We start from the raw sequence: 23927 nt of genomic DNA, 5'->3' as shown, positions 1-23927 counted from the left end.
GGCGCCTCCTTTTCGTCGATCAAGGGACTGCGCTGCAGCCCGGCCGACCACACCTCAGCGAGCGCGGCGCAGGCCGAAGCCGAGCCCGACCCAGCCAGCGCCGGCCATGATGAGATCGATGGCGAGGAACAGGCCGAGGATATAGAGACTCGAAACCGGCCAGCGCACCAGGATCAGCACGCCGAGCAGAAGCGTGATCACGCCGGATAGCGCGACCCAGATCCAGGGCATTTCTCGTTTCATGCTGAAAGCCAGCACGATCCGCATGATGCCCGAGACCACCAGCGAAGCGCCGAGAACGAGGGTCAGTAGCACTGCCGCGAGCAACGGATTCTGGAACGTCGCGAAGCCGGCGATGATGTAGAGCACGCCAAGCAGAGCCCAGAGCAGAAATTTGCCCCAGCTCTTGATCTGGAAGGCGCTAAACACCTCTGCGACGCCGGCGATGATCATCATCACGCCGACCAAGAAGACGCTCACGACGGTGGCCATTGCGACGCTGCCGAGCGCGATAAACCCGGCGAGCAGATAGACGACGCCGAGTGCGACGATCCACCCCCACTTGGCACGTAGCGGTGCCGTATCCGAACCGGCTTGAGGGCTCTTTGCGGTGTCTGAAGTGCTGGTCATGACGGCCTCCGATGCGAAAACCTATCCGACGTTAGTTTGTCGGCCCCTCGACGCTAAAGCGCGCGGCGAGGGACGCTCGACAGGTGGACACTAGCGCAACTGCCCGTTGCGATCACCTGATTTCGATATCATCGGTCGTGAATTCGCCGTGCGAGGTCCTGCCGCGGCACGATGCTGGTCGCCTCGTTGGCGATAAACGATTATTGAGCGGTAGCAATACGCTAGATCAGCCGCATCCCCTTCAGGCTCGCGTGCCCATTCTTGCCGACGATGATGTGGTCGTGCACGGAAATGCCGAGCGGCTTTGCGATCTCGACGATCGCTTTGGTCATGTGGATATCGGCCTGCGAGGGCGTCGGATCGCCGGAGGGGTGGTTGTGCACGAGGATCAGCGCGGTCGCCGATAGTTCGAGCGCCCGCTTGATCATCTCGCGCGGATAGACCGGAGTGTGGTCGACGGTGCCGGTCTGCTGCACCTCGTCGGCGATCAGTTGATTGCGCTTGTCAAGGAACAGCAGGCGAAACTGCTCCTTGTCGGCAAACGCCATGCCGCTCCGGCAATAATCGATCACATCGTTCCAGGACGAGAGCGCGATCTTGCGCTTGATCTCGCCCTTCGCGACCCGGCTTGCGGCGGCGGCGAGCAGCTTGATCTGGTTCACCGAGGCCTCGCCGATGCCGTCGACCTCGCGCAGGCGTGCCACCGGCGCGTGAATGACCTCGGCAAACGAGCCGAATTTTTTCAGCAGCGCCTTCGCCAGCGGCTTGGTGTCGCGCCGGGGCAGGGCCGGAAACAGCGCCATCTCCAGCAGCTCGTAGTCGCTCAGCGCCTCCGGCCCGGCCGCATAGAAGCGCTCGCGCAGGCGTTCGCGATGGCCATGATAGTGCGGCGTCTCTGTGGATTGATCCGGGGGATAGCTGGTCTTGGCAGGCATCGGCGGTAACCATGCCGTGCCTGCGGGCTTTTGCAACTCTAAAGTGCGACAGCATCTGAAGAAAAAGGCGCCGCGCACATAGCGCGGCGCCTTCGTTTCGCTTCTTACCTGCGATCAGGCCTTCACGGCCGCGAATGCGTAGCCGTTGCCGTCCTTTGTCAGCGTGCCGACATTCGGGAAGCCGAAGTGATAGCCGGCGATCATGCCCTTTTCGGCGATGACGCGGTCGAAGAACGCGCGCCGCGTGGCTTCCGCCTTCGGCCCGTCGGCGTCGAAGGACGAGAACCAGCCGGGATTGCGCACGAACAACTGGTGCATGCCGGTGACGTCGCTCTGGATGAACAACTGCTGCCCGCCCGAAGCGACCAGGAACGACATGTGGCCGACGGTGTGGCCGGGCGTGGCAATCGCCTTGACGCCGGGCGCGAGGTCGGCACCGTCATTGTACTGCTTGATGTTCTTCCAGGTCGGGAAAGTTGCCTGGATTCGCTTGACGAGGGGCCGCATATTCTCGGGCATCTTCTCGACCAGCGCCGGATCGGTCCAGAACTTGTACTCCACCTCGGGCATCAGGATTTCCGCATTCGGGAAAACCTGCGCGTTGGTTTCTTTCACCCACAGCCCGGAAATGTGATCGGGATGGAAATGCGAGATCACGACCGTTGAAACCGTCGCCGGATCAAGGCCACCCGCCTTCATGTTGTCGGCGAGCTTGCCCACTGTCGCAGGGCCATTGCCGCCAAAGCCGGTGTCGAACAGCACGACCTTGCCGCCAGTCCGGATCGCGGTGACAGTGAAGGGATTGTCGAACTTGTCCGGGTTGATGCCGGCAGCCGTCAGCGCCTTCTTGATGTCGTCAAGCGAGGCGTTCTTGATCATTCCCTCAGTGGCGGCGCGCTCGACACTGCCCTCATGCAGGCTGAAGGCCTCGATGTCGCCGACCTTGTATTTGAGGCTGTCGGCGGCGCGCTGCGCATGTGCCGCCCCGATGAACGAAACCGGTCCCTCGAGGCCGAAAACGAGTGCTGCCCCCGTGCTCCCGAGGACCAGATCGCGACGTGAAATCTCGAACATTGCCCTTGCTCCGTTGGTTGATCCCTAGCCCGCCAGAGGCTCTCGCTGCCGGAAGGCGCCCCGTGCCGAGTCCTACACCGGCGCGCCCGGCCTATTCCGCAAAGGTTAGGATTAGTTGACTGGCGGCAGGAAGGCGATGTCGTGTTGAGAACGACTTGCAACAGGCCGCTGTGGCAGCCTCGTTCAAGCAGTCGCGTCGTGCGTCGCGACCAGAAGTTGAGCCGACTGCGTTAGATGTAGCCGGGTTGGGCCGAAGCGGAATTTAAGCCGCCGCCAGCGGCTTCTCGCCGTTGCGCTCTGACAGCGTAAAAATCTCGACGCCGGTCGCGGTCACGCCCACCGAATGCTCGAATTGCGCCGAGAGCGAGCGGTCACGCGTCACCGCGGTCCAGCCGTCGGACAGGATTTTTACATGCGGCTTGCCGAGATTGATCATCGGCTCGATGGTGAAGAACATGCCGGGCTTGAGCATCACGCCTTCGCCGGGCCGGCCGATATGGATGATGTTGGGCTCGTCGTGGAACATGCGTCCGAGGCCATGGCCACAGAAATCGCGCACCACGCTCATGCCCTGCGGCTCGACAAAACTCTGGATGGCATGGCCGATGTCGCCGGTGGTGGCGCCGGGCTTCACCGCGGCAATGCCGCGCATCATCGCCTCATAGGTGACTTCGATCAGCCGCTCGGCCTTGCGGGCGATCGGAGCAATCACATACATCCGGCTGGAATCGCCGTACCAGCCGTCGACGATGAAGGTGACGTCGATATTGACGATGTCGCCTTCCTTCAGTGCGCGGTCGCCCGGCATGCCGTGGCAGACCACGTGATTGATCGAGGTACAGGTCGAGTAGCGGTAACCGCGATACATCAGCGTCGCCGGATAGGCGCCATGGCTGAAGGCGAAGTCGCGGACGAATTCGTCGATCCGCGACGTCGGAACGCCCGCCTGGACGACGTCGGTGAGCTCGTCGAGGCATTTGGCCACCAGCGCGCCCGCCTTGCGCATGCCGGCGAAGCCGCTGGCGCCATGCAGCTTGATCTGGCCGGTTTTTCGCAAGGAGGTGTCGGTGGCTTCGATATAGCTCATGGGCGGGTCATACTTCTGGAACGGAAAAAGGACTGATTTTGAATGCCTAATTTAATGATCCAACCGGTCAGCGCAAGCCGAGGTTTGGGCCACGGCACGGCTTTAAAAGGCTTGCATCTAGCCGGAAACTTCCACCACGGGCTCGACCGGCAGCGCGCCGCCGCGGACGCGGATTTCGCGGACCGGATAGGGAACACGGATCCCCTCCCGCTTGAACGCGTCCCACAGCTCCAGCATCACGTCGCTCTTGACGTTGTCGAGTCCATCAGGATCGGGCAGCCAGAAGGTCAGGGAGAACTTCATCCCGGCCTCGGCGAATTCGGTCAGGATGCAGTTCGGGGGCTTGTTCTTGATGGCGCGCGGCACGGCGCCGGCAATGTCGATGGCCAGCTTGCACACCGCCCGCGGATCGGCGTCATAATTGGTGCTGAACAGCACCTTCACCAGCGTGTTCTTGTCGGTATAGGTCCAGTTCACGACCTTCTGCGTCACCAGATCCTCGTTCGGGATCAGGAACTCGCGGCCGTCGCCGGCGGCAACCGAGATGTAGCGCGTCTTCATCGTGCTGATGCGCCCGGTGTTGTCGCCGATGGTGACGAGATCGCCCGGCTTCACCGACTTGTCGACCAGGAGGATGATGCCGCTGATGAAGTTGGCGACGATCTTCTGCAGGCCGAGACCGATACCGACGCCGGCCGCGCCGGTGAACACCGCGAGCGCCGCGAGGTTGATGCCGACCGCGCTCAGGGCAACCGCAATGGCAAATACCATCAGCGTGAACCGGACGATCTTGACGAGGAGAACCTGGATCGATGGCGTCAGATCGCCGGACCGGGTGATGCGCCCTTCCACGAAGTTGCTGGCGATATTGGTCAGCCATAGCGTCACGATCAGGAGCGCGCCGAGCTTGATCAGGAGCAGCGGCGTCAACCTGAGATCGCCGAGCACGATCGAGACCGAGTCGAGCGCCTCGACCACCGGCTCGAGCTGGCCCAGAATACTCAGGGCCACGACCAGCCAGGCCGAGATCGACACCAGCCGGACCACGAAGGTATTGCGGATCACCGACGTGATGAGGTTGATGACCAGCCACGCGAAGGCGAGCTTGGCGGCAACCGCGAGCAGATAGCTGCGGCTCGGCCAGGTCGACGCGATCATGACCCAGCGCGCCAGCATCATCAGAAGCGCGAACACCGCCGTCGACGTGCTGCCGACCAGCACGCGGACGAACAGCCGGAACGGCGCCGGCCAGCCCATTGCAACCGACGACGCGTCGATCCTGGAACGCACGGCGGTGGCGCCGGCCCAGGCGATGCCTGCGGCCGTCAGGATCAGTCCCAGTTGCAGATAGAACCAGGGCGAGGTGACCTCCGCGCCGACCGAACGCGCCGCGTTATGCAGGATCTCGATGATCTCTTTCAGGTCCATCGGAAAATTCTCGTTCGAGGTTCTGGCCCCATCAGACAAAGGTGATTCGCGAATAGCAGGCAGATTCTCACAGGCGACGTGCGGATGCCATCGATACGCAGCTACGGGGCAAGGTCAGGCCCCGTAAATCGGGCACATTGCCGCGATCGCAGAAATGGGTTGGCGATCAAGTGTGGCAACGATAAGGATGCAATTGCAAGTATTTGCGACGATATCGGAGGTTCATGACTTCTCTCGACTCGGTCAGCATCGCCATCTTTCTGGGCGCCATTCTGGTGATGGCGGGCATCCTGTCGAGCCTGCTGGCGTTGCGCTTCGGGGCGCCGCTCCTGCTGGTGTTCCTCCTGATCGGCATGCTGGCGGGCGATGCCGGGCCGGGTCAGCTCAGCTTCGATGACGTCCGCACCACCTATCTGGTCGGCTCGGTGGCGCTGGCGCTGATCCTGTTCGACGGCGGCCTGCGAACCAAATTTCAGAGCATCCGCACGGTGCTGGCGCCCTCGATGGTGCTGGCGACGATCGGCGTATTGCTCACCGCGCTGATCACAGCGCCCGTCGCCAAATATGCGCTCGACCTGAGCTGGACCGAGTCGCTGCTGGTCGGCGCGGTGGTGGCGTCGACCGATGCTGCCGCGGTGTTTCTGCTCGTCCACACCCAGGGCCTGCGCCTGCGTCCGCGTGTCGGGGCGACGCTGGAAGCGGAATCCGGCACCAACGATCCGTTTGCGATCTTCCTCACCTTGATGCTGGTCGAATTCATTTCCATCGGTCAAAGCTCACCCGGGCATGTCGCATTCGAACTCGCGCGCGAAGGTCTGCTCGGTGCCATCTTCGGCGTGGTCGGCGGTCGCCTGGTGGTGCTGGCGCTCAATCACATGGCGCTGCCGCAGGGCTTGCATGCGCCCTTCGTCACGACCGCTGCATTGGTGGTTTTCGGTGTCGCGCAGATTGCACACGCGTCGGGCTTTCTCGCGGTCTATCTCGCGGGAATCATCGTCGGCAACCGGCCGACGCGCGCCCATAATTCGGTGGTGACGTTTCTCGATGCCGCGACCTGGCTGGCGCAGATCGTGATGTTCGTTCTGCTTGGGCTGCTGGCATCGCCGCAGCGCCTGCTGGATAGCGTCGGTCCGGCCGTGATCGTGGCGCTGGTGCTGATGCTGGTGGCGCGGCCGATCGCGGTGTTGCTGTGCCTGGTACCGTTCCGGTTCAACTGGCGGGAAAAGATCTTCATTGCCTGGACCGGCCTGCGTGGCGCGGTCGCGATCTTCCTCGCCTCGATCCCGATGCTGGTCGGATTGCCAAAAGCCTATCTCTATTTCGACGTCGCCTTTGTCGTGGTCATCATCTCGCTCTTGTTGCAGGGCTGGACACTGGCGCCGGCGGCGCGGTGGCTGCACGTGGCGCTGCCGCGCGTCGAACGCGGTCCGCGGCGCGTCGAGCTCGATCTGCCCGGCCAGCTTGAGCAGCAACTGGTCGGCTATCCGGTACGGGCGAAGAGCCTGTATTTCCGGCGCGGCCTTACGCCATCCTGGTCAAAGCCGACGCTCGTCATCCGCGACGAGCGGATTCTCTCGCCCGCCGAGGCCGATCCGATCGAAGCCGGCGACTACGTCTATCTGCTGGCGCCGCCGGAAAAGGCCGAGGCGCTGGATCGTTTCTTTGTCGATATGCCGCCGAGCACGGCGCCCGACCCGCATCTGCTCGGGGATTTCATGGTGTCGGGCGAGCACACGCTGGGTGAACTGGCGGAGGTCTATGGCGTCACTATCAGCGAGGATCAGGCCAAGCTGACGCTGTCGGATTATTTCGATATCCATCTCGACCACGCGCCGAAAGCAGGCGCGGAGCTGGCATTGGATCCTATCGTCCTTGTCGCGCGCAATATCAGCGGCGGCCGCGTCAACGTGGTTGGCCTGCGGCTTCCGGAAGAGGAGGAGAAGGTCGTACCCCTGACAAGGAGGCAGGCCTTCAAGCGCAAGCTTGCGGAGATCTGGTCGTCGGTGGCAGGCGTTTGATCGCCACAAAACTTGTTCTGGCTGTGGTTCATCACAGAGCGCGCCGTTTGGATTCGACGCGGGGCGCGCGTTGTGCAGCCGTTACTCCTCCAGCGTAAACCCGACCCGCAAGGTGACCTGGTAATGGCGAACCGATCCATTTTCGATATGGCCTCTGGTCTGCACGACCTCGAACCATTTCAATTCGCGAATGGTCTTTGATGCGCGGGTGATGGCGTTCTGAATGGCATCCTCGATGCTCTTTTCGGACGATCCGGCGAGATCCAGGATCTTGTAAACGTGATCTGTCGTTCCAGCGGTACTGGGCATTGCAAACCTCCGTTGCGGCGATTGGTGCCTGCTTCCTCCTGTTCAACGCTCTGATGCGGTCAGGAGCGTGTCTATTCTGAACGAGTTCTCAAGCTCTTCTGTTCCATCGAAAGCCGGTGGCTAATGGGGCGATTGAGCGAACGAAAAGGCCCCAGCCGTCGGCTGAGGCCTTCCCATCATGTACTATGCGCTCTCAATAGATGTAGGGAGCGCAGACGTACACGGTACGCGGACCATACTTGGTGAAGATGGTCTTGTAGCAGCTCCCGCCGACATAGAACGACGTTCCAAAGTGGCGATGGCCCCAGTGACCATGTCCATGATGTCCATGCCCGTGATGACCATGGCCGTGATGACCGTGGCCGTGGCCGTGATGGCCACCATGCTTGCCGCCGGCGGACGCCGGTGCGACCGCAGCCGCGGTCATGGCAATGGCGGCGACGGCAGCGAGGGTAATCTTACGAAACATTTCTGTTCTCCGCTCCAGGCATGATTGCCTGATATGCCTGTGAGACGTGCCCGGGGCGGAGAAAGTTCGAGGGATTTTTATGAACGCGCGTTCACGTGTGACCTGCAGCACGCAGCAAGCGTTCAATGCCATCCAGCCTGCATTCGTGCGCTCAGGAAGCGATTCCGCGCAGGTCTGATGCAATATCCGCAGTTGAGGAATGAACGGAGTATCATTAGCCTTGCGGGGCAAGGCCGCCGCTTCACGGCCGCACGGTGGAAACGCAGGAGACACAACAATGTCCGGCCCCTCTGACGACCAGCTCGGCTTTGCGCCCGATTATGATGCTGCCGTTCCCTATATGCAGCGGACCCGCGACTACTACGCGGCGATCGGCTACACCACGCCCTACCGCTGGGCGCATTATGTCGACGCGCCGTTCCAGCCGCTGAAAAAGCCGCTGGCGCAATCGCGCGTCACCATCGTCACCACGGCTGCCCAATATGATCCCACCAAGGGCGATCAGGGACCGGGCGCGGCGTACAACGGCAGCGCCAAGTTCTACCAGATCTATGACGGCGACACCTCCAAAGAGCACGATTTGCGCATCTCGCATATCGGCTACGACCGCAAGCACACCACGGCCACCGACAGCGGCACCTGGTTTCCGCTGCCGCAGCTTCTGAAGGCCAAGGCCTCGGGGCGGATCGGCGAGGTCGCGCCGCGCTTCTTCGGGGCACCGACCAATCGCAGTCACCGCGTCACCATCGACGTCGACGCGCCCGACATCCTCGCCCGCTGCCTCGCCGACAAGGTCGATGCCGCCGTGATCGTGCCGAACTGCCCGGTCTGCCATCAGACCTCTGCTCTGGTGGCTCGTCACCTCGAAGCCAACGGCATCGCCACCGTGGTGATGGGTTGCGCCAAGGATATTGTCGAATACGCGGCCGCGCCGCGTTTCCTGTTTTCGGACTTCCCGCTCGGCAATTCCGCCGGCAAGCCGCATGATTTGGCGTCGCAGGCGCTGACGCTCGAACTGGCGCTGCGGCTACTCGAGTCCGCGCCCGGCGCGCGCACCACGATGCAGTCGCCGTTGCGCTGGAGCGAGAATGCTTCCTGGAAGCTCGACTACAACAACATCTCGCAGATGAGCCCGGAAGAACTGGCGCGGCGCCGCGCCGACTTCGACAAGCAGAAGGAAATCGCACGCGGCAACCGCGCGGCGTGACCCCGTCACCCTCCCCTCCAGGGGAGGGTGGACTTCACGGCCATCCTCTCTCACAAGGGGAGAGGAAGCAGGAGGATACCCCTTTGACCCGACCGTTCGAAGGCGTGAAGATTCTCGACTTCACGCAGGTGCTGGCGGGCCCCTATGCGAGCTACCAGCTCGCGCTGCTCGGGGCCGACGTCATCAAGGTGGAGCGGCGCGAGGGCGAGGATATGCGCCGCACGCCGCTGAGCCGCGAATGGGCCGAGCGCGGCCTCGCGCCGGGCTGGCAGGCGATCAACGGCAACAAGCGCAGCCTGACGCTCGACCTCTCGAGGCCGGAAGCGATTGCCATCGTCAAGCAGCTCGCCGCGCAGGCCGACGTGGTGATGGAGAATTTTCGTCCCGGCGTGATGGACAAGCTCGGCATCGGCTATGCCGCGCTGTCTGAGATCAACCCGCGGCTGATCTATTGCGCCATTTCCGGCTTCGGCCAGACCGGGCCGGAACGGCTGGGAGCCGGCTATGACGGCAAGATCCAGGCGCTATCAGGCATCATGTCGATCACCGGTCACGCCGAGACCGGGCCGACGCGGGCCGGCTTTGCGGTTTGCGACGTGCTGTCGGGCGCGACCGCAGCCTTTGGCGTGTCGAGCGCGCTGTTCCAGCGCACCCATACCGGCAAGGGACAGATGGTCGACGTCTCCATGCTCGAGGCGACGCTGGCGTTTCTGTCTGGGCAGGTCGCGGACTATTCGGTCGCCGGCCACCGCCAGCAGCTTTCCGGCAATCAGGCCGTGAGCCGAAGGCCCACCGCCAACCTGTTCAAGGCGGGCGACGGGTATCTTCTGCTCGCCGTCAACAGCGAGAAGCAATACCGCGCCTTGATGACCGCGCTCGGCCGCGCCGATGCGCTTGAGGATTCCCGCTTTGTCGACTGGTTTGCCCGTCAGGAAAACGAGCCGTCGCTGCGGGCCATCATCGAGGAGGCGCTGTCCAGGAAGGACCCGCGCGAGTGGGAAAAGCTGCTGGAAGCCGCAGGCGCGCCCTGCGCCAGCATCTGGAAGATCGAGGAGGTGATCGACCACCCGCAGATCGCCGCGCGCGGCGCCATTCAGGAGATCGATACGCCCTATGGCCGCCTGCGCTTTGCCGGCAGCGGCTTTCAGCTCGCCCATGGCGGCGGACGGCTAGACCACATGGCGCCCGCGCTCGGCGCCCACACCGACGAGGTGCTGGCCTCGCTCGGCTATGACACGAAGACGATCGCGGAACTGCGCGCGCGCGAGGTCGTCTAGCGGTAGCCGGGGCAGGGGCGTCTGCTCCCTGTCCCGTTTTGAGCATGCCCGCGCATGGCGACCCTGCAGCAAGCCGCTTTAAGCGGTCGGGCTTACCGTCTAAAAGACGCCTTTCCCGCTTCCAAAAGGATAGATCATGCCCGCCTATCGTTCCCGAACCACGACCCACGGCCGCAACATGGCGGGCGCCCGCGGCCTCTGGCGCGCCACCGGCATGAAGAACGAGGACTTTGGCAAGCCGATCATTGCGGTCGTCAACTCCTTCACCCAGTTCGTGCCCGGCCACGTGCACCTGAAGGACCTCGGCCAGCTCGTCGCGCGCGAGATCGAGAAGGCGGGCGGCGTCGCCAAGGAGTTCAACACCATCGCGGTCGATGACGGCATCGCGATGGGCCATGACGGCATGCTCTACAGCCTGCCGTCGCGCGAAATCATCGCCGACAGCGTCGAATACATGGTCAACGCGCATTGCGCCGACGCGATGGTCTGTATCTCCAACTGCGACAAGATCACGCCCGGCATGCTGATGGCGGCGCTGCGCATCAACATTCCGACCGTGTTCGTGTCCGGCGGCCCGATGGAATCAGGCAAGGTCAACCTCAAGGGCAAGATCCGCGCGGTCGACCTGATCGATGCCATGGTCGCAGCCGCCGACAGCAATGTCAGCGATGCGGACGTGGAGGAGATCGAACGCTCGGCGTGTCCGACCTGCGGCTCCTGCTCGGGCATGTTCACCGCCAATTCCATGAACTGCCTGACCGAGGCGCTTGGCTTGGCGCTGCCGGGTAACGGCTCGGTGCTGGCGACGCATGCCGACCGCAAGGGATTGTTCGTGGAGGCCGGGCACCTGATCGTCGACCTGGCGCGGCGCTATTACGAGCAGGAGGACGAAACCGCGTTGCCGCGGACGATTGCCAACTTCAAGGCGTTCGAGAACGCGATGACGCTCGACATCGCCATGGGCGGCTCGACCAACACCGTGCTGCATCTGCTGGCGGCGGCTTACGAAGGCAAGGTGCCGTTCACGATGCAGGATATCGACCGGCTGTCGCGGCGGGTGCCGGTGCTGTGCAAGGTCGCGCCGTCGGTGGCGGACGTGCATCTGGAAGACGTACACCGCGCCGGCGGCATCATGGCCATCCTCGGCGAACTCGACCGCGCCGGGCTGCTTAACCATGGTCTGCCGATGGTTCACAGCAAGACGCTGGAAGACGCGCTGAGCCGCTGGGATATCAAGCAGACCAGGAGCGAAAGCGTCAGAAAGTTCTTCACGGCGGCGCCGGGCAATGTGCCGACGCAGGTCGCCTTCAGCCAGGAGCGCCGGTTCGAGGAACTCGATACCGACCGCGCCACCGGCTGCATCCGTGACGCCGCGCACGCCTTCTCCAAGGATGGTGGCCTCGCGGTGCTCTCGGGCAATCTCGCGCTCGACGGCTGCATCGTGAAGACCGCGGGCGTCGACGAGAGCATTTTGAAGTTCGAAGGACCGGCGCGGATTTTTGAAAGCCAGGATGCCGCGGTCGAAGGCATTTTGGGCGGCAAGATCAAGGCCGGCGACGTCGTCGTGGTCCGCTATGAGGGGCCCCGCGGCGGTCCCGGCATGCAGGAGATGCTGTATCCGACCAGCTATCTGAAATCGAAGGGCCTCGGAAAGGTCTGCGCGCTGATCACCGATGGCCGGTTCTCCGGCGGATCCTCGGGCCTGTCGATCGGACACATTTCGCCGGAAGCGGCTGAAGGCGGCCTGATCGGCCTCGTGGAAGACGGCGACCTGATCAAGATCGACATCCCCGCGCGCTCGATCAGCCTCGTGGTGGATGACGCGACGCTGGCAAAGCGCCGCGAAGCCATGCTGGCCCGCGGGGCGGACGCCTGGAAGCCCGCCAAGAAGCGCAGCCGCAACGTGTCGATGGCGCTGAAGGCCTATGCCGCGCTGACGACGAGCGCCGCCCGCGGCGCGGTGCGGATCGTTCCGGAGTGAGCGCTACGTCAGCACCTTGACGCCGCCGAGCGCGGTGACGCGGCCGCGCTTGAGCATCACGATCTGGGTCGCGAGCTGACGCAGCTCGGCCGCGTCGTGGCTGACATAGACCATGGGGATGCCTTCGTCGCGCAGCCGCACCAGGTAGGGCAGGATTTCCTCCTTGCGGCCTTCGTCGAGCGATCCCAGCGGCTCGTCTAGCAGCAACAGCCGCGGCTTCGATAACAGCGCGCGGCCGAGCGCGACGCGCTGGCGCTCGCCGCCGGAGAGTTTTCCGGGACGGCGATCGAGCAGATGGCCGATATCGAGCAGGTCGGTGATGCGCGTGAATTGCGCGGGATCCGCCGCGAGACCGTTCATGCGCCGGCCGTAGTCGAGGTTTTGCCGCACGTCGAGATGCGGAAGCAGCCGGGCGTCCTGAAACACGTAGCCGATCCGTCGCCGGTGCGGCGGCACGTGGACGCCTGCGGATGTATCATCGAGCGTCTCATCGTCGAGTGCGATGATGCCGCGATCGGGCCGCAAGAGCCCTGCGATCATGTTGATCAGCGAGGTCTTGCCGGCGCCGGATGCGCCAAACAGGCCGGTGACGCGCCCCTGGCTTTCGAACGAGGCCTCAAGCGAGAATTCGCCGAGTTGCTTGGTGACGTCAACGCGCAGCATGGTCAGTTCCCGTGCAGGCGCTGCGTGGCGCGCCGCGCGAACCATTCGGAGGCGATCAGGGCGCCCATCGCGATCACGGTGGAAACGACAACCAGCCTTCCCGCCGCGGCATCTCCGTCCGGCGTCTGGATCAATGAGTAGATCGCCGACGAAATGGTCTGGGTTTCGCCGGGAATGTTGGAGACAAAGGTGATGGTGGCGCCAAACTCGCCGATTGCCTTGGCGAAGCCGAGCACCATGCCTGCGAGTACGCCCGGCAACGCCAGCGGCAGGGTTACCGTCGCAAACACCTGCCACGGCGCCGCGCCGAGCGTGCCTGCCGCCTGCTCGAGGCGACGGTCGACCGCCTCGATCGAGAGCCGGATCGGCCGCACCAGCAGCGGAAACGACATGATGCCGCAGGCAAGCGCGGCGCCGGTCCAGCGAAACGCGAACACGATGCCAACGTTGTCGGCGAGCCACGCCCCGACCAGGCCACGGCGACCGAAGGTCAGCAGCAACAAATAGCCGGTGACGACCGGTGGCAGCACCAGCGGCAAATGGACCAGGGCGTCGAGGACCGATTTGCCCCAGAACTCACGCCGCGCCAGCAGCCACGCCAACGCGATGCCGAACGGCGTCGCCACCAGCGTTGCGATGATGGCCACCCGCAGCGACAGCAGGATGGCGGTCCATTCGGCCGGCGAAATCTCGAACATCAGGTTGACGGGCTGACGAGGAATTTGAAGCCGTATTTTTCAAAAATGCCCTTCGCCGCGATCGAACGCAGGAAGACGAGATAGTCTGAGGCATCCGGCTTCGCGGTCATCGTCGCCGCGACGGGATAGATGATCGCCGGATGGGAATCGGCCGGAAAGGTGCCGACGATTTTGACGCCGGTCTCGACCTTGGCGTCGGTGGAATAGACGATGCCGAGTGCAGCCTCGCCGCGCGCCACCAGCGTCAGTGCGGCGCGAACGTCAACGGCCATCGCAAATTTCGGCTCGGCGGCCTGCCATGCGCCGAGCTTCTCCAGCGCTGCCTTGGCGTATTTGCCGGCGGGCACGGATTTCACGTCGCCGGTGGCGATCCGGCCGTCGCCGGCGAGTCTTGCAAGATCGAAGCCGGGGCCGATGTTCACATGGTTGATTTTCGAATCCTTCGGTGCGATCAGCACGATGCTGTTGCCGAGCAAATTGACCCGGCTCGGTTCGTTGATGGTCTTCTTCCCGATTGCGTAGTCCATCCAGTCGGTATCGGCGGAGATGAATATATCGGCCGGTGCGCCCTGTTCGATCTGTCGGGCGAGCGCGGAACTGGCGGCGTAGCTGACGGTGATCTTGGCGCCCCTCTTCGCGGCGTAGGCGGCGTCGATCTCGTCAAGCGCATTCTTCATCGAGGCTGCGGCGAAGATGGTCAGCGATTTGTTCTGCGCGGCGGCGGGCGAGGGGATGGCTAACGATAAGGCGAAGGCCAGGACAAGGCCGGCAAGACGATTCATCGGGCGCTCCATGCATGATCGCGAGCTGCGGTTGCCGCGCGCAAGACAGGCGTTGGTTGGGTAAGGCGACCCATCGGAAGCGCCGTTCCGGTATTCCCTGAAAGACTTGCGGTCGACCGGGATATCGCCAGCCCTGACAATAGTCAGGATGGGAAAGGAGGTAAAGGCGGCTGCACCGGCTTGCAAGGTGCAGCCGGGCCGTCAATGGTGATGGTGTCGCTTGTGCCCGCCACCGCCGTAACCCCGCAGCTCCGCATACCCAGTCATCTGCGACGGGGTCAAAACGCTGCCGGTCGACAAATGATATTTCAGATGGGTCTCGCGCAGCATCCCTTGCGTGGCGGCAACGGCCGCGGTGGACGCCTTCAGGCTTTCGGGCGTGACGGCGCGGGTGGCAAACTGCTTGTCCAGTTCGGCTTCCTGCTCGATCAGCTTGGCGCCTAGCGGCATCGCTTCGGCCTTCATGGAATCGAACAGGCGCTGCATGCTGGCGCGTTGCTCGGCCGAGAGTTCGAGCTTGTCGGCAAGCTCGAGAACGTGCAACGGCCCCGGATAGCCGTTCAGTTCGGCCGCGAGCGCCAGGCCCATTCCGCGGCCGGCGCCAAGATCGGAAATCTGCTGCTCCGATAGCGCCTTGATCGAGCGCGTCTGCATTCCTGCATAAGGGGTCTGTGCGTGCGCGCTCGTGACGAATGCGATCGATGCAATCAGGGGCCAAATCTTCATCGTCGTTCTCCGGTGGGTCTGCTTGACACTTCGTGTTTGGTATCCGGCGCGTTCAGCACCGACTTGCAGGCGGGCGGTAGCGCCGCCATCGTCATCGGCGGCTTCGGCTTCGGCGGCACTTTCGGCGGTTTCGGATGCAGCACCGCGTCGCTGAACCAGTAGGCAAGGTCGGCAGGCTGGCAGCCTTCGCCCTCGTTCGGCTCGGGCTGGCTTTCGCATTCGCCGGCGCCGGGCGGGCATTTCATGCGGATGTGGAAGTGATAGTCGTGGCCGTACATCGGCCGCACCTTGTGAAGCCAGTATCGGTCGCCCTTGGCTTCTCGGCACAACGCCTTCTTGATCGCGGCATTGACGAAGATGCGTTGCACGCTGGGCTCCAGCGCCGCGGCGCGGATCACGGCAAGATGCGTCGGTGTCCAGGCCTGCGGATCGATATCGAGCCGGTCGCTGCGCACCATCATCACCGCCGACATTTCCTCGCGCTCATTGCGCGATAGTTGCCGGTTCGGCATCGGCGTCAGCCAGATGTCGGCATCTAACCCCACCTGATGGCTGGCATGCCCGGTCAACATCGGCCCGCCGCGCGGCTGCGACATGTCGCCGACCAATATGCCGGGCCAGCCGGCATCCCGGCGCGCTCTTGCGGCCAGCCGCTTGACCAGCGCGACCAGGTCAGGATGGCCCCAATAGCGATTGCGCGACAGCCGCATCACCTGCCAGCTATCGCCGTTGATCGGCAGCCCTTCCGCGCCCGCGATGCAGCCATGGGCATAGAACCCGTGCACGCGCGTCGGCATTGCCGTCGGCAGCACCTTGCGGCCGAACAGTTCCTTGGCAGCGATGTTGGGATCGTTGGGATTGGCCAGCGGCGGCAGCGGTTTTGGATGGACCGTGCCCTTGTCCTGCGCCCATGCGCTTGCGGCATAGGCGGCGGCTAGCAAGGTTATGAGGGGGATCAGAAACAGGCGAGGATTCATCGGACCAGAGAGTTCAGTGATCACTCAATTCGCGCAAACGTAGCATGAAATCGGCAACAGGGGAGAGGCGCGGCTAGCACAATTGCGTGGCCCCTCGCCAGCGCGGCAATCCGCGCAACACCCGTATCGGGGTCAACTCACGCGTGCCCTCACTGCAACTCGATGTTGGCGGACTTGATCACCGCGGCCCACCGGTCGATTTCCTCGCGCATGTAAGCGGATGACTTGTCGACCGGGCCGCCGAAAATACCGGCGGACAGTTTCTTGAGCTGATCCTGCACCTGAGGTTGGCGCAAGGCCTCGTTCACATCGGCATTGATCTTCTCGACGATGTTTTTCGGAGTTTTGGGCGGCGCTACGATTCCGTACCAGGCGACCGCTTCGAAACCCGGCAACGTTTCGGCGATCGTCGGCACGTCCGGCAGCGCCGGGAGCCGTTCGGGCGAGGCCACGGCGAGCAACTTCAACTTGCCCGCCTGGACAAGCGCCAGCGAGACGCCGAGATTGTCGAACATGACGTCGACGTCGCCGGCGACAAGCCCCTGCAACGCGGGCGCCGAGCCGCGATAGGGAATGTGTCGCAGCTTCACCTTCGCCATCGATTGAAACAGCTCCGACGTCAGATGCGAGGTCGTGCCGTTGCCCTGCGTGGCGCAGATCGCCTTGTCGGAATTGCCCTTCAGATATTCGATAAGCTCGGGCACGCTCGATGCTTTGACGTTGTTCGGATTGACGATCAGCGCGTTTGGTACCTGGGCCATCACCACAATCGGCTCGAATTTCGTCGGATCGAAGCCGAGCCTGGGGTACAGATTGTGATTGATCACGAGCGGCGGCGGCGGTGACGAGAGCAGGGTGTAGCCGTCAGGCGCCGAATGAAAGACCTGCTCGGCCCCAATGTTTCCCGCGGCGCCCGTGCGGTTTTCGATGACCACCGGCTGGCTCCATTTGCGTGACAGCCAGTCCGCGATGATCCGTGGAATGGCATCGGCCGTTCCTCCAGCCGGAAAAGGCACGACGATCTTCACGGGGCGGTCCGGATAGTCCGCAGCCAACGCACGCGCATACAAATGCGTGGACATGACCAGAACCAGCGGCAGGAGCGCCAGTTTACGGCGGGCGGCAAGCAGAGCTGGCATGGAGCCGTGCATTGAAACTCCTCCCACTGTCGTTCTTCGCCCGGTCTATCGCGCCGGCGCTTGGTGTTTACAGCAAGAGAGGATAGCTTGAACGAGCAAGCTTCCGAAGCATTTTTCGCGTGGGATGATGACGCAGCCGCAGCTCACTGTTGTGATCATTGGAGGTGGCATTGGCGGATTGTTCGCCGCGAACGCGCTGATCGCTCACGGCTTCGATGTTTCCGTCTATGAGCAGGCGCCCGCGCTTGGCGAGGTCGGGGCGGGGGTGTTTCTGACACCCAACAGCGTGCGGCAGTTGCAGCGGGTGGGGCTCGGACAGCAGGTGGAAAGATGGGGGGCCAGGGTCGGTACCGCTTCTCACTATTTTCGCCACGATGGCGCGCCGATCGCCCCGGTTCAGGTGACGGACTCCGCGGGCTGGAATGCGACGTTCGGCATGCATCGCGCGGACCTGGTCGAAATTCTGGCCAAGGCATTGCCGCCCGCCGTAGTTCGCACGGGCCATCGCGCTACAGGCTTCGAGCAGGCCGATCAGGTTGCGCGCGTGACATTCGCCAATGGCGCCGCCGCCGAAGGCGACGTCGTCATCGCTGCCGATGGCATCCACTCGGAGCTTCGGCGCTATGCGGCGCCGCCGTCCCGGCCGGTGTTTCACGGCTCCGTCGCCTATCGGGGCGTGCTGCCGCATCAGCGCATTCCGCGCTGGCCAACCGACTGCTGGCAGATGTGGCTGGGCCAGGGAAAACATTTTTCTCAGCTTTCCGGTTCGATCGGGCGAGCTCATCAACTATGTCGGCTTCGTGCCGGCCGATGCCGAAATGAAGGAATCCTGGTCTGCGCCCGGAGATCCCGACGTGCTTCGCCGTGAGTTCGAGGGCTGGGACCCGCGCATCGGGACGTTGCTGAGCCAGGTCGACAAGACGTTCCGATGGGCGCTGTACGATCGCGAGCCGCTGCCGGCCTGGACGCGCGGGCGCCTGACGCTGCTCGGCGATGCCGCGCATCCGATGCTGCCGCATCTCGGCCAGGGCGCCAACCAGTCGATCGAGGACGGCATGGCGCTGGCAACAATTCTGGCGCAGGCGTCGCGCGCCAATGTGCCGGTCGCGCTGCTGGCTTATGAGCGGTTGAGACGCGAGCGGGTAGCGGCCGTTCAGCGCGGTGCGCGCGAGAATGGGATGCGCTACGACTCATCCTACGCCGATCTCGGCGTGCGCGATGCCGAGATATCAGCCCATGCGGCGTTCCGCAGGCGGCTTTACGATCACGACGTGGTACCGGAAGCGCAGGCCGCGGCATCTTCGCTGTGCTGAACAGTCGTTGCACGTGGTCGTATTAACTGCGCGATAACCCTCCCGGTCACTGACGGACATTTGTGCGCACGTTCGGCGTTTCGCGCATTCCTTGTGCATCCGCCGCACGAGAAGCCGTGCCCGGCGGCCGCGCGTCGATTATGCCCCGTGGATCGGCGGTCCGCACCGCGCTTGTACACGCAAAGCGTGTGTGTGCAGTTTTGTCAGGCCGCGCATGAGCGCGTGAGGTAGTAGTTTCTACGACAAGAGATACCTTTTTTTCAGAGACTTATCTGAAAACTTTGCACGCACAGTGCGAGTAGAGCGTGGTAATGCGGAAGAAGAAGCCAAAAGCTGCCAGGAAGCCGAAACAGTCGATTGTCCGTTTTCCTGGCCGGCCCGCAAAGCCCGCTGCGACCCGGGATGGCGGCATCATCGGACTGCGCGTCGACATCACCGAGTTGAAACAGCGCGAGGCTTCGTTCCGGCTTCTGTTCGACAGCAATCCGGTTCCGATGATCGTCTGCGCGCTGGGTGACGAACGAATTCTCGCCGTCAACGACGCCGCGATCCAGCACTACGGTTACGGCCGCAGTGAATTCGAGAAGCTCACGATCCGCAACCTGCAGGCCTTCGACGTCGAGCCGCCATGGGCCGGCGAACACGCCGGCGACGAGCGCGCGGCCCACGCCTGGAAGCATGTCAGGGCCGACGGCGCGCTGATCGATCTGGCGATCTATTCGCGCCATCTTGTTTACGGCGATCGGCCTGCGGTCCTGCTCGCGCTGATGGACACTACCGAACGCAAGCGCGCCGAGGCGCGGCTGACGTTCATGGCCCAGCATGACGGCCTGACCGGGCTGCCGAACCGCAATTTGCTGCGTCAGCAGATGGACGACATCCTGCTGCGCACCCGCCGCAACGCCGAGAAGGTGGCGGTGCTCGTGCTCGGCCTCGACCATTTCAAGGCGGTCAACGATACGCTCGGCCACGGCACCGGCGACAAGCTGCTGCGCGGCGTCGCGAAGCGATTGCGGTCGATCCTGCGCGAGGATGATGCGTTGGCCCGGCTCGACTCCGACGAATTCGCCGTCATCCAGAGCGGGGTGACGCGACCGGAGGATGCCGTGTTCATGGCGAGGCGTTTGTTGGATGCGATCGCCGATCCCCATCTTCTGGACGGGCATTCGGTCGTGATCGGCGCCAGCATCGGCATTGCGATATCGCCCGGCGACGGCGATGAATCCGAGAAACTGCTGAAGAACGCCGACCTCGCATTGTCGCGCGCCAAGAACGATTCCCGCGGCACGTTCTCGTTCTTCGAGGCCGGAATGGATGCGCGCGCCCAGACCCGCCGCAAGATCGAAACCGAATTGCGCGAGGCCGTGCACGCCGATGCGCTGCGGCCCTATTACCAGCCGTTGGTCGATCTTTCGAGCGGGCGCATCACCGGTTTCGAAGCGCTGGTGCGCTGGCCGCATCCCGAGCGCGGCATGATCTCCCCGGCCGAGTTTATCCCCGTTGCGGAGGAGACCGGGCTGATCAACGCCGTCGGCGGTCTGATGCTGCGCCGCGCCTGCACGGATGCGGCGCAATGGCCTGACGACGTTCGCGTCGCGGTCAATCTGTCGCCGCTGCAGTTTCGCGTCGGCAATCTCTTGTCACTGGTCGTGGAAACACTGAAGCAGTCCGGCCTGCCGGCGAAGCGCCTGGAGCTTGAGATTACCGAGACGCTGCTGTTGGAAAAGAGCAGTGAGGTGCTCGCGACCTTGCATGCGCTGCGCGCGCTCGGCGTTCGCATCTCGATGGACGATTTCGGCACCGGCTATTCCAGCCTGAGTTACCTGCGCAGCTTTCCGTTCGACAAGATCAAGATCGATCAGTCCTTCGTGCGCGATCTCGCCGCCAATCCCGATGCCCAGGCGATCGTGCGTTCGATCATCAGCCTCGGCAAGGGCCTCGGCGTCACGATCACGGCGGAAGGCGTCGAGAGCGAGGCCGAGGTAAATTGCCTGCGCAACGAGGGATGCCATGAGGGGCAGGGATTCCTGTTCAGCCGCGCGCGGCCCAATGCGGAAATCGTCAGTCTGTTGAAGACGCAAGGCAACTGGAGCGCGCCGGCAGGTGCAGCGCTGGTGGCGTGAGGCTGGCATCGCTTTCACAGCCTTCATTGCGAGCGCAGCGAAGCAATCCATTGGGCCGCAAAGCAAGAGTGGATTGCTTCGCGGAGCCTGTCATCGGGCGCGCATTCGCGCGACCTGTTGGCTCGCAATGACGGTGGAGACTACTTCGCCCGTCCCGTCTTCTTCCTCGCATGATAAGTCAGCGCCAGCGCCACGCAGTGGCGCAGCGCGGCCTCGGGGAGTTTGTCCCCGGCGTCGAGCAGAATGCTGCGGTTGCCGCCGTAGCGCAGTTCCGGATAGAGCTCGCGAAAGGTCTCGACCAGATCGGTCTGGCAGTGGAAATAGACCGCGTAGCGGCCGGCTTCCGCCTTCACCTGGTCGATCCGGATTGTGCTGCCGCTCTTGCTCTCGGTCGTGAGATAGCTCGGCTGCCCCCATTTCAGCGTCTCTTCCAGCGGGCCGACGCCCTCGATGGTCTTTGCGGTGTCAAAAATCAGCCGGCGCAGCGCCAGCAGTTTTGCCCTGACCGGGCTGGGATAAGCGCTGAAGACCGCATTGACGGCGGGCTCCGGGACCTCCACGCGCTTCTTGCTCACCGAAGCGATCCTTCGTGTTTTTGTCATCGCAACCTGTCCGCGGCGTGCCGGGTCCCCGCTTCTTCATCGCGTCGTCGGCGGTGCGTCGAGATTGCCGGCGAGGATCGCCCGGCCGGCATCCTCGTAATGGGCGTCACGGCCCTGGATCTGCTGCGCGATCGCGTGCATGTCGCGAAAGCGGCGCTCGAACTTGTTGGCATTGAACACGGCCGTTGCGCCCGTCATGTGATAGGCGGTGTCGACCACGGCGGCCGATTGATGGATCGTCCATGTCGAGGCGAGGCGCAGCGCCACGCGATGGGCTTCGGTGATAACAGCGCCTTGCGACAGGTCACGCCATACATCCGCAGCAGTGGCATAGAGATAGGCGCGGGTGGCGCGCAGTTGCGCCTCGGTGCGCCCGATCAGCCCCTGCACGGCGTTGTTGTCGCGCATCGCCTTTGACGCTTGCGGTGTCTTGCCCCGGGCAAGGTCGGTCGCCGCATCGAGCGTGGCGCGCGCGACGCCGAGCGAGGTTGCCGCAAAGCCCATGCCGAAAACCATGTTGGTAGAGAGTTTGTACAGCGGCCCGTTCTCGCGCAGTGCCGCCGGATCGTCGCGCAGCGCTGCGAACTTTTCCGGGATGAACAGATTGTCGACCGAATAGGAATCGGTGCCGGTGCCGCGCAGGCCGATCACGTCCCAGACGTCGTGCATCGTGGCGCTGGTTACCGGAAACAGAATGGTACGAATCTCCGGCGAACCGTCCGGCTTGCGCCGCGGGGTGCCGTCGGCTTCGACGACCCGGACATGGGCGCCGAGCCAGCTTGCCTGCCGCGAGCCGGAAGCAAAATCCCAGCGCGCGCTGGCCTTGTAGCCGCCGGGAACCGCCTGCACCTCGTGGTTGATCGCTCCCCAGGCCAGAATCCCGGGCGCAATGTTGAAGATCTCGTTGGCAGCATCGGGATCGAGATAGGCCGCGGTCATGGCGCAGACGCTGCATTGGCCAAGGCACCATGCAGTCGAGGCGTCGGCCTTGGCGACCTCCTCCAGCATCTGCATGAACGTTTCCAGCGGCACTTCGGCGCCGCCAAAACTCTTCGGCAGCAGCGCGCGGTAAAGCCCGTTCTCGATCAGCGCCTGTGTCACCGCTGAAGTCAGGCGGCGGGTCCGCTCGATCTCGTCGGCCTCGCGCGCGATCAGTGGCGCCAGCGCCCGCGCGCGTTCCACGAGGTCGATGCTAGGCTGCCTGTTCATGCGTTTCCTCGCATTCTCTTCTTCTTGGCGTTTTCTATACTCACGCCGCCGCGCGACCGATATTGAGCGACGGCTGCGGCGGTCGCTTGGCGGACGGAAAACTCAAGGCTATGGCGACGGCGGCCATGCCGATCGTGAAAGAGCCGACATAGAGCCAGCTATAGCCGTGGAAGGCGTCGAATACCCAGCCGCCGGCGAGCGGCCCCAGCGCCATGCCGAGGCTGGCAAACGCGGACACGGCGCCGAACATGCTGCCCATGATGCGCACGCCGAAATATTCGCGCACCAGCACGGCGTATAGCGGCATCACGCCGCCATAGGCGAGGCCGAAGACAACCGACAAGGCGTAGAACTCGCCGAGCTGGCCGACCGCGAGATAGGTTGCGATCGCCAAGGCCTGTACGAACAGGCCGCCGACCAGAACGTGCTTGGCGCCGAAGCGATCGGCCAGCAAGCCGAGCAGCAAGCGGCCGCCGAGGCCGGAGAAGCCGGCGAGGCTATAGACCGTGACCGCGGTCAGCGGCGCGATGCCGCAGATCATGGCGTAGCTCACCAGGTGGAAAATCGGCCCCGAATGCGCCGCGCAGCAGGCGAAATGCGCGGATGCCAGGATGATGAATTGCGGCGTTCGCAGCGCCTGCGCGACCGTCCACTGCCCGTCAGGCGCGCCGGTTCCATGGGCAGCGACGGGCGTTGAGGGTTCTGGCGGCCGCCGCACCAGCAGCGAGGCCGGGATCAACAGCGCCAAGGCGACGATGCCGATCACCAGCATCGCCGTGCGCCAGTCATAGGAGGCGATCAGCCAGCTTGCGAACGGCGCGACCGTCATCGGCGATACGCCCATGCCGGCCGACACCAGCGCCACCGCAAGGCTGCGGCGATGTTCGATCCAGGCGCTCGCCACCGCGACCATCGGTGCATAGAAGCTGCCGGCCGAAATCCCGATCAAGACGCCGAACGCCAACTGAAATTGCCACAGGCTGGTGGCCTGGCTCGCGCCGATCAGCCCGGCGCCAAGCAGCAGCGTGCCAGACAGGACGACGATACGGGTGCCGAACCGGTCGGATAGCGTGCCCCAGAAGAACGCCGCCAATCCCATGGCGAGAAAGTTGATCGTTGCTGCCGCCGAGACGCCGCTGCGCGACCATCCCATGGCCTCCGAAATCGGTTGCAGGAACACGGCCAACGACAGCATCGAGCCGAACGCGACGCAGGTCATCAGCGCGCCTACGGCGACGACGACCCAGCCGTAGGAAGAACCGGAGGCCTTGCCCATGCGT

23 protein-coding genes are annotated in these 23927 nt (G+C 63.8%); 7 read left to right on the top strand and 16 right to left on the bottom strand.

Annotated features, from left to right (window positions below):
* Positions 1-54: 54 nt before the first annotated feature.
* The 5 genes from V1278_RS36295 to V1278_RS36275 form a co-directional block, all read right to left on the bottom strand.
* The gene (locus V1278_RS36295) at positions 55-630 is read right to left on the bottom strand and encodes an HdeD family acid-resistance protein (RefSeq protein WP_334383993.1); all 576 of its coding nucleotides are present in this window, start codon (positions 628-630) and stop codon (positions 55-57) included.
* Positions 631-851: 221 nt separating this feature from the next.
* Positions 852-1565, bottom strand: a complete 714-nt coding sequence (gene radC / locus V1278_RS36290; protein WP_334383992.1) for a RadC family protein — start codon at positions 1563-1565, stop codon at positions 852-854.
* Positions 1566-1679: 114 nt separating this feature from the next.
* Positions 1680-2639: an MBL fold metallo-hydrolase gene (locus tag V1278_RS36285; protein WP_334383991.1), complete on the bottom strand. Its 960-nt coding sequence runs from the start codon at positions 2637-2639 to the stop codon at positions 1680-1682.
* Positions 2640-2901: 262 nt separating this feature from the next.
* The gene (map, locus tag V1278_RS36280; protein ID WP_334366201.1) at positions 2902-3726 is read right to left on the bottom strand and encodes a type I methionyl aminopeptidase; all 825 of its coding nucleotides are present in this window, start codon (positions 3724-3726) and stop codon (positions 2902-2904) included.
* 117 nt (positions 3727-3843) lie between these two features.
* Positions 3844-5154, bottom strand: coding sequence for a mechanosensitive ion channel family protein (locus tag V1278_RS36275; protein ID WP_334383990.1), 1311 nt, complete (start codon positions 5152-5154; stop codon positions 3844-3846).
* Positions 5155-5378: 224 nt separating this feature from the next.
* Between V1278_RS36275 and V1278_RS36270 the strand changes: the two genes are divergently transcribed.
* Positions 5379-7172 (top strand): potassium/proton antiporter, encoded by a 1794-nt coding sequence (locus V1278_RS36270; protein ID WP_334383989.1) that lies wholly within the window; start codon positions 5379-5381, stop codon positions 7170-7172.
* Between the two features lie 81 nt (positions 7173-7253).
* On the opposite strand, the gene V1278_RS36265 is transcribed toward V1278_RS36270, so the two are convergent.
* Positions 7254-7481 carry a dodecin gene (locus V1278_RS36265; RefSeq protein WP_028350994.1) on the bottom strand — a complete coding sequence of 76 codons (228 nt, stop codon included), beginning with the start codon at positions 7479-7481 and terminating at the stop codon, positions 7254-7256.
* Positions 7482-7674: 193 nt separating this feature from the next.
* On the bottom strand, positions 7675-7950 hold the full coding sequence (locus tag V1278_RS36260; protein ID WP_176721939.1) for a hypothetical protein: 276 nt from the start codon (positions 7948-7950) through the stop codon (positions 7675-7677).
* A gap of 277 nt (positions 7951-8227) precedes the next feature.
* On the opposite strand from V1278_RS36260, the gene V1278_RS36255 reads away from it, so the two are divergent.
* The 3 genes from V1278_RS36255 to ilvD all read left to right on the top strand — a co-directional run bounded on the left by V1278_RS36255 (position 8228) and on the right by ilvD (position 12415).
* A complete protein-coding gene (locus V1278_RS36255) occupies positions 8228-9157 on the top strand; it encodes a glycine reductase (protein WP_334383988.1) in 930 nt (309 codons plus the stop codon).
* Positions 9158-9240: 83 nt separating this feature from the next.
* A complete protein-coding gene (locus V1278_RS36250; protein WP_334383987.1) occupies positions 9241-10434 on the top strand; it encodes a CaiB/BaiF CoA transferase family protein in 1194 nt (397 codons plus the stop codon).
* Between the two features lie 136 nt (positions 10435-10570).
* On the top strand, positions 10571-12415 hold the full coding sequence (gene ilvD / locus V1278_RS36245) for a dihydroxy-acid dehydratase (protein ID WP_334383986.1): 1845 nt from the start codon (positions 10571-10573) through the stop codon (positions 12413-12415).
* Between the two features lie 3 nt (positions 12416-12418).
* Here ilvD and modC read toward each other — a convergent pair whose 3' ends face one another.
* The 6 genes from modC to V1278_RS36215 all read right to left on the bottom strand — a co-directional run bounded on the left by modC (position 12419) and on the right by V1278_RS36215 (position 17412).
* A complete protein-coding gene (modC, locus tag V1278_RS36240) occupies positions 12419-13078 on the bottom strand; it encodes a molybdenum ABC transporter ATP-binding protein (RefSeq protein WP_334383985.1) in 660 nt (219 codons plus the stop codon).
* 2 nt (positions 13079-13080) lie between these two features.
* On the bottom strand, positions 13081-13776 hold the full coding sequence (gene modB, locus V1278_RS36235) for a molybdate ABC transporter permease subunit (protein WP_334383984.1): 696 nt from the start codon (positions 13774-13776) through the stop codon (positions 13081-13083).
* Positions 13776-14558: a molybdate ABC transporter substrate-binding protein gene (modA, locus tag V1278_RS36230; protein WP_334366210.1), complete on the bottom strand. Its 783-nt coding sequence runs from the start codon at positions 14556-14558 to the stop codon at positions 13776-13778. The genes modB and modA overlap by 1 nt, the downstream gene beginning before the upstream one ends.
* A gap of 201 nt (positions 14559-14759) precedes the next feature.
* The gene (locus V1278_RS36225) at positions 14760-15284 is read right to left on the bottom strand and encodes a Spy/CpxP family protein refolding chaperone (RefSeq protein WP_334383983.1); all 525 of its coding nucleotides are present in this window, start codon (positions 15282-15284) and stop codon (positions 14760-14762) included.
* Positions 15281-16261 carry a penicillin-insensitive murein endopeptidase gene (gene mepA, locus V1278_RS36220; RefSeq protein WP_334384331.1) on the bottom strand — a complete coding sequence of 327 codons (981 nt, stop codon included), beginning with the start codon at positions 16259-16261 and terminating at the stop codon, positions 15281-15283. Before mepA ends, V1278_RS36225 begins: the two co-directional genes overlap by 4 nt.
* Before the next feature lie 149 nt (positions 16262-16410).
* Positions 16411-17412, bottom strand: a complete 1002-nt coding sequence (locus tag V1278_RS36215) for a Bug family tripartite tricarboxylate transporter substrate binding protein (RefSeq protein WP_334366212.1) — start codon at positions 17410-17412, stop codon at positions 16411-16413.
* A 115-nt stretch (positions 17413-17527) separates the two neighbouring features.
* Between V1278_RS36215 and V1278_RS36210 the strand changes: the two genes are divergently transcribed.
* The 3 genes from V1278_RS36210 (at position 17528) to V1278_RS36200 (ending at position 20836) form a co-directional block, all read left to right on the top strand.
* The gene (locus tag V1278_RS36210; RefSeq protein WP_334383982.1) at positions 17528-18268 is read left to right on the top strand and encodes an FAD-dependent oxidoreductase; all 741 of its coding nucleotides are present in this window, start codon (positions 17528-17530) and stop codon (positions 18266-18268) included.
* Positions 18201-18713, top strand: coding sequence for an FAD-dependent monooxygenase (locus V1278_RS36205; protein WP_334383981.1), 513 nt, complete (start codon positions 18201-18203; stop codon positions 18711-18713). The genes V1278_RS36210 and V1278_RS36205 overlap by 68 nt, the downstream gene beginning before the upstream one ends.
* 311 nt (positions 18714-19024) lie before the next feature.
* Positions 19025-20836 carry a putative bifunctional diguanylate cyclase/phosphodiesterase gene (locus tag V1278_RS36200; protein ID WP_334383980.1) on the top strand — a complete coding sequence of 604 codons (1812 nt, stop codon included), beginning with the start codon at positions 19025-19027 and terminating at the stop codon, positions 20834-20836.
* Between the two features lie 140 nt (positions 20837-20976).
* On the opposite strand, the gene V1278_RS36195 is transcribed toward V1278_RS36200, so the two are convergent.
* From V1278_RS36195 to V1278_RS36185, 3 genes are all read right to left on the bottom strand, one after another.
* Positions 20977-21411 (bottom strand): DUF1801 domain-containing protein, encoded by a 435-nt coding sequence (locus V1278_RS36195; protein ID WP_334383979.1) that lies wholly within the window; start codon positions 21409-21411, stop codon positions 20977-20979.
* A gap of 63 nt (positions 21412-21474) precedes the next feature.
* A complete protein-coding gene (locus V1278_RS36190; RefSeq protein WP_334383978.1) occupies positions 21475-22647 on the bottom strand; it encodes an acyl-CoA dehydrogenase family protein in 1173 nt (390 codons plus the stop codon).
* A 40-nt stretch (positions 22648-22687) separates the two neighbouring features.
* Positions 22688-23923: an MFS transporter gene (locus V1278_RS36185; RefSeq protein ID WP_334383977.1), complete on the bottom strand. Its 1236-nt coding sequence runs from the start codon at positions 23921-23923 to the stop codon at positions 22688-22690.
* Between the last annotated feature and the right edge of the window lie 4 nt (positions 23924-23927).

Source organism: Bradyrhizobium sp. AZCC 1577, from assembly GCF_036924575.1.
In the GTDB taxonomy this organism is placed as follows: Bacteria; Pseudomonadota; Alphaproteobacteria; order Rhizobiales; family Xanthobacteraceae; genus Bradyrhizobium.
The sequence above is the reverse complement of the archived record's forward strand: the minus strand, read 5'-3'. Positions and strand labels throughout refer to the sequence as shown.

Bases quoted from the DNA above. Each gene is read 5' to 3' on its own strand.
- V1278_RS36225 (WP_334383983.1), bottom strand. From the start codon at position 15,284: ATGAAGATTTGGCCCCTGATTGCATCGATCGCATTCGTCACGAGCGCG.
- modB (WP_334383984.1), bottom strand. From the start codon at position 13,776: ATGTTCGAGATTTCGCCGGCCGAATGGACCGCCATCCTGCTGTCGCTG.
- V1278_RS36185 (WP_334383977.1), bottom strand. From the start codon at position 23,923: ATGGGCAAGGCCTCCGGTTCTTCCTACGGCTGGGTCGTCGTCGCCGTA.
- modA (WP_334366210.1), bottom strand. From the start codon at position 14,558: ATGAATCGTCTTGCCGGCCTTGTCCTGGCCTTCGCCTTATCGTTAGCC.
- modC (WP_334383985.1), bottom strand. From the start codon at position 13,078: ATGCTGCGCGTTGACGTCACCAAGCAACTCGGCGAATTCTCGCTTGAG.
- mepA (WP_334384331.1), bottom strand. From the start codon at position 16,261: ATGAATCCTCGCCTGTTTCTGATCCCCCTCATAACCTTGCTAGCCGCC.
- V1278_RS36275 (WP_334383990.1), bottom strand. From the start codon at position 5,154: ATGGACCTGAAAGAGATCATCGAGATCCTGCATAACGCGGCGCGTTCG.
- V1278_RS36265 (WP_028350994.1), bottom strand. From the start codon at position 7,481: ATGCCCAGTACCGCTGGAACGACAGATCACGTTTACAAGATCCTGGAT.
- V1278_RS36270 (WP_334383989.1), top strand. From the start codon at position 5,379: ATGACTTCTCTCGACTCGGTCAGCATCGCCATCTTTCTGGGCGCCATT.
- V1278_RS36210 (WP_334383982.1), top strand. From the start codon at position 17,528: ATGACGCAGCCGCAGCTCACTGTTGTGATCATTGGAGGTGGCATTGGC.
- radC (WP_334383992.1), bottom strand. From the start codon at position 1,565: ATGCCTGCCAAGACCAGCTATCCCCCGGATCAATCCACAGAGACGCCG.
- V1278_RS36200 (WP_334383980.1), top strand. From the start codon at position 19,025: ATGCGGAAGAAGAAGCCAAAAGCTGCCAGGAAGCCGAAACAGTCGATT.
- ilvD (WP_334383986.1), top strand. From the start codon at position 10,571: ATGCCCGCCTATCGTTCCCGAACCACGACCCACGGCCGCAACATGGCG.
- map (WP_334366201.1), bottom strand. From the start codon at position 3,726: ATGAGCTATATCGAAGCCACCGACACCTCCTTGCGAAAAACCGGCCAG.
- V1278_RS36285 (WP_334383991.1), bottom strand. From the start codon at position 2,639: ATGTTCGAGATTTCACGTCGCGATCTGGTCCTCGGGAGCACGGGGGCA.
- V1278_RS36260 (WP_176721939.1), bottom strand. From the start codon at position 7,950: ATGTTTCGTAAGATTACCCTCGCTGCCGTCGCCGCCATTGCCATGACC.
- V1278_RS36295 (WP_334383993.1), bottom strand. From the start codon at position 630: ATGACCAGCACTTCAGACACCGCAAAGAGCCCTCAAGCCGGTTCGGAT.
- V1278_RS36255 (WP_334383988.1), top strand. From the start codon at position 8,228: ATGTCCGGCCCCTCTGACGACCAGCTCGGCTTTGCGCCCGATTATGAT.
- V1278_RS36215 (WP_334366212.1), bottom strand. From the start codon at position 17,412: ATGCACGGCTCCATGCCAGCTCTGCTTGCCGCCCGCCGTAAACTGGCG.
- V1278_RS36190 (WP_334383978.1), bottom strand. From the start codon at position 22,647: ATGAACAGGCAGCCTAGCATCGACCTCGTGGAACGCGCGCGGGCGCTG.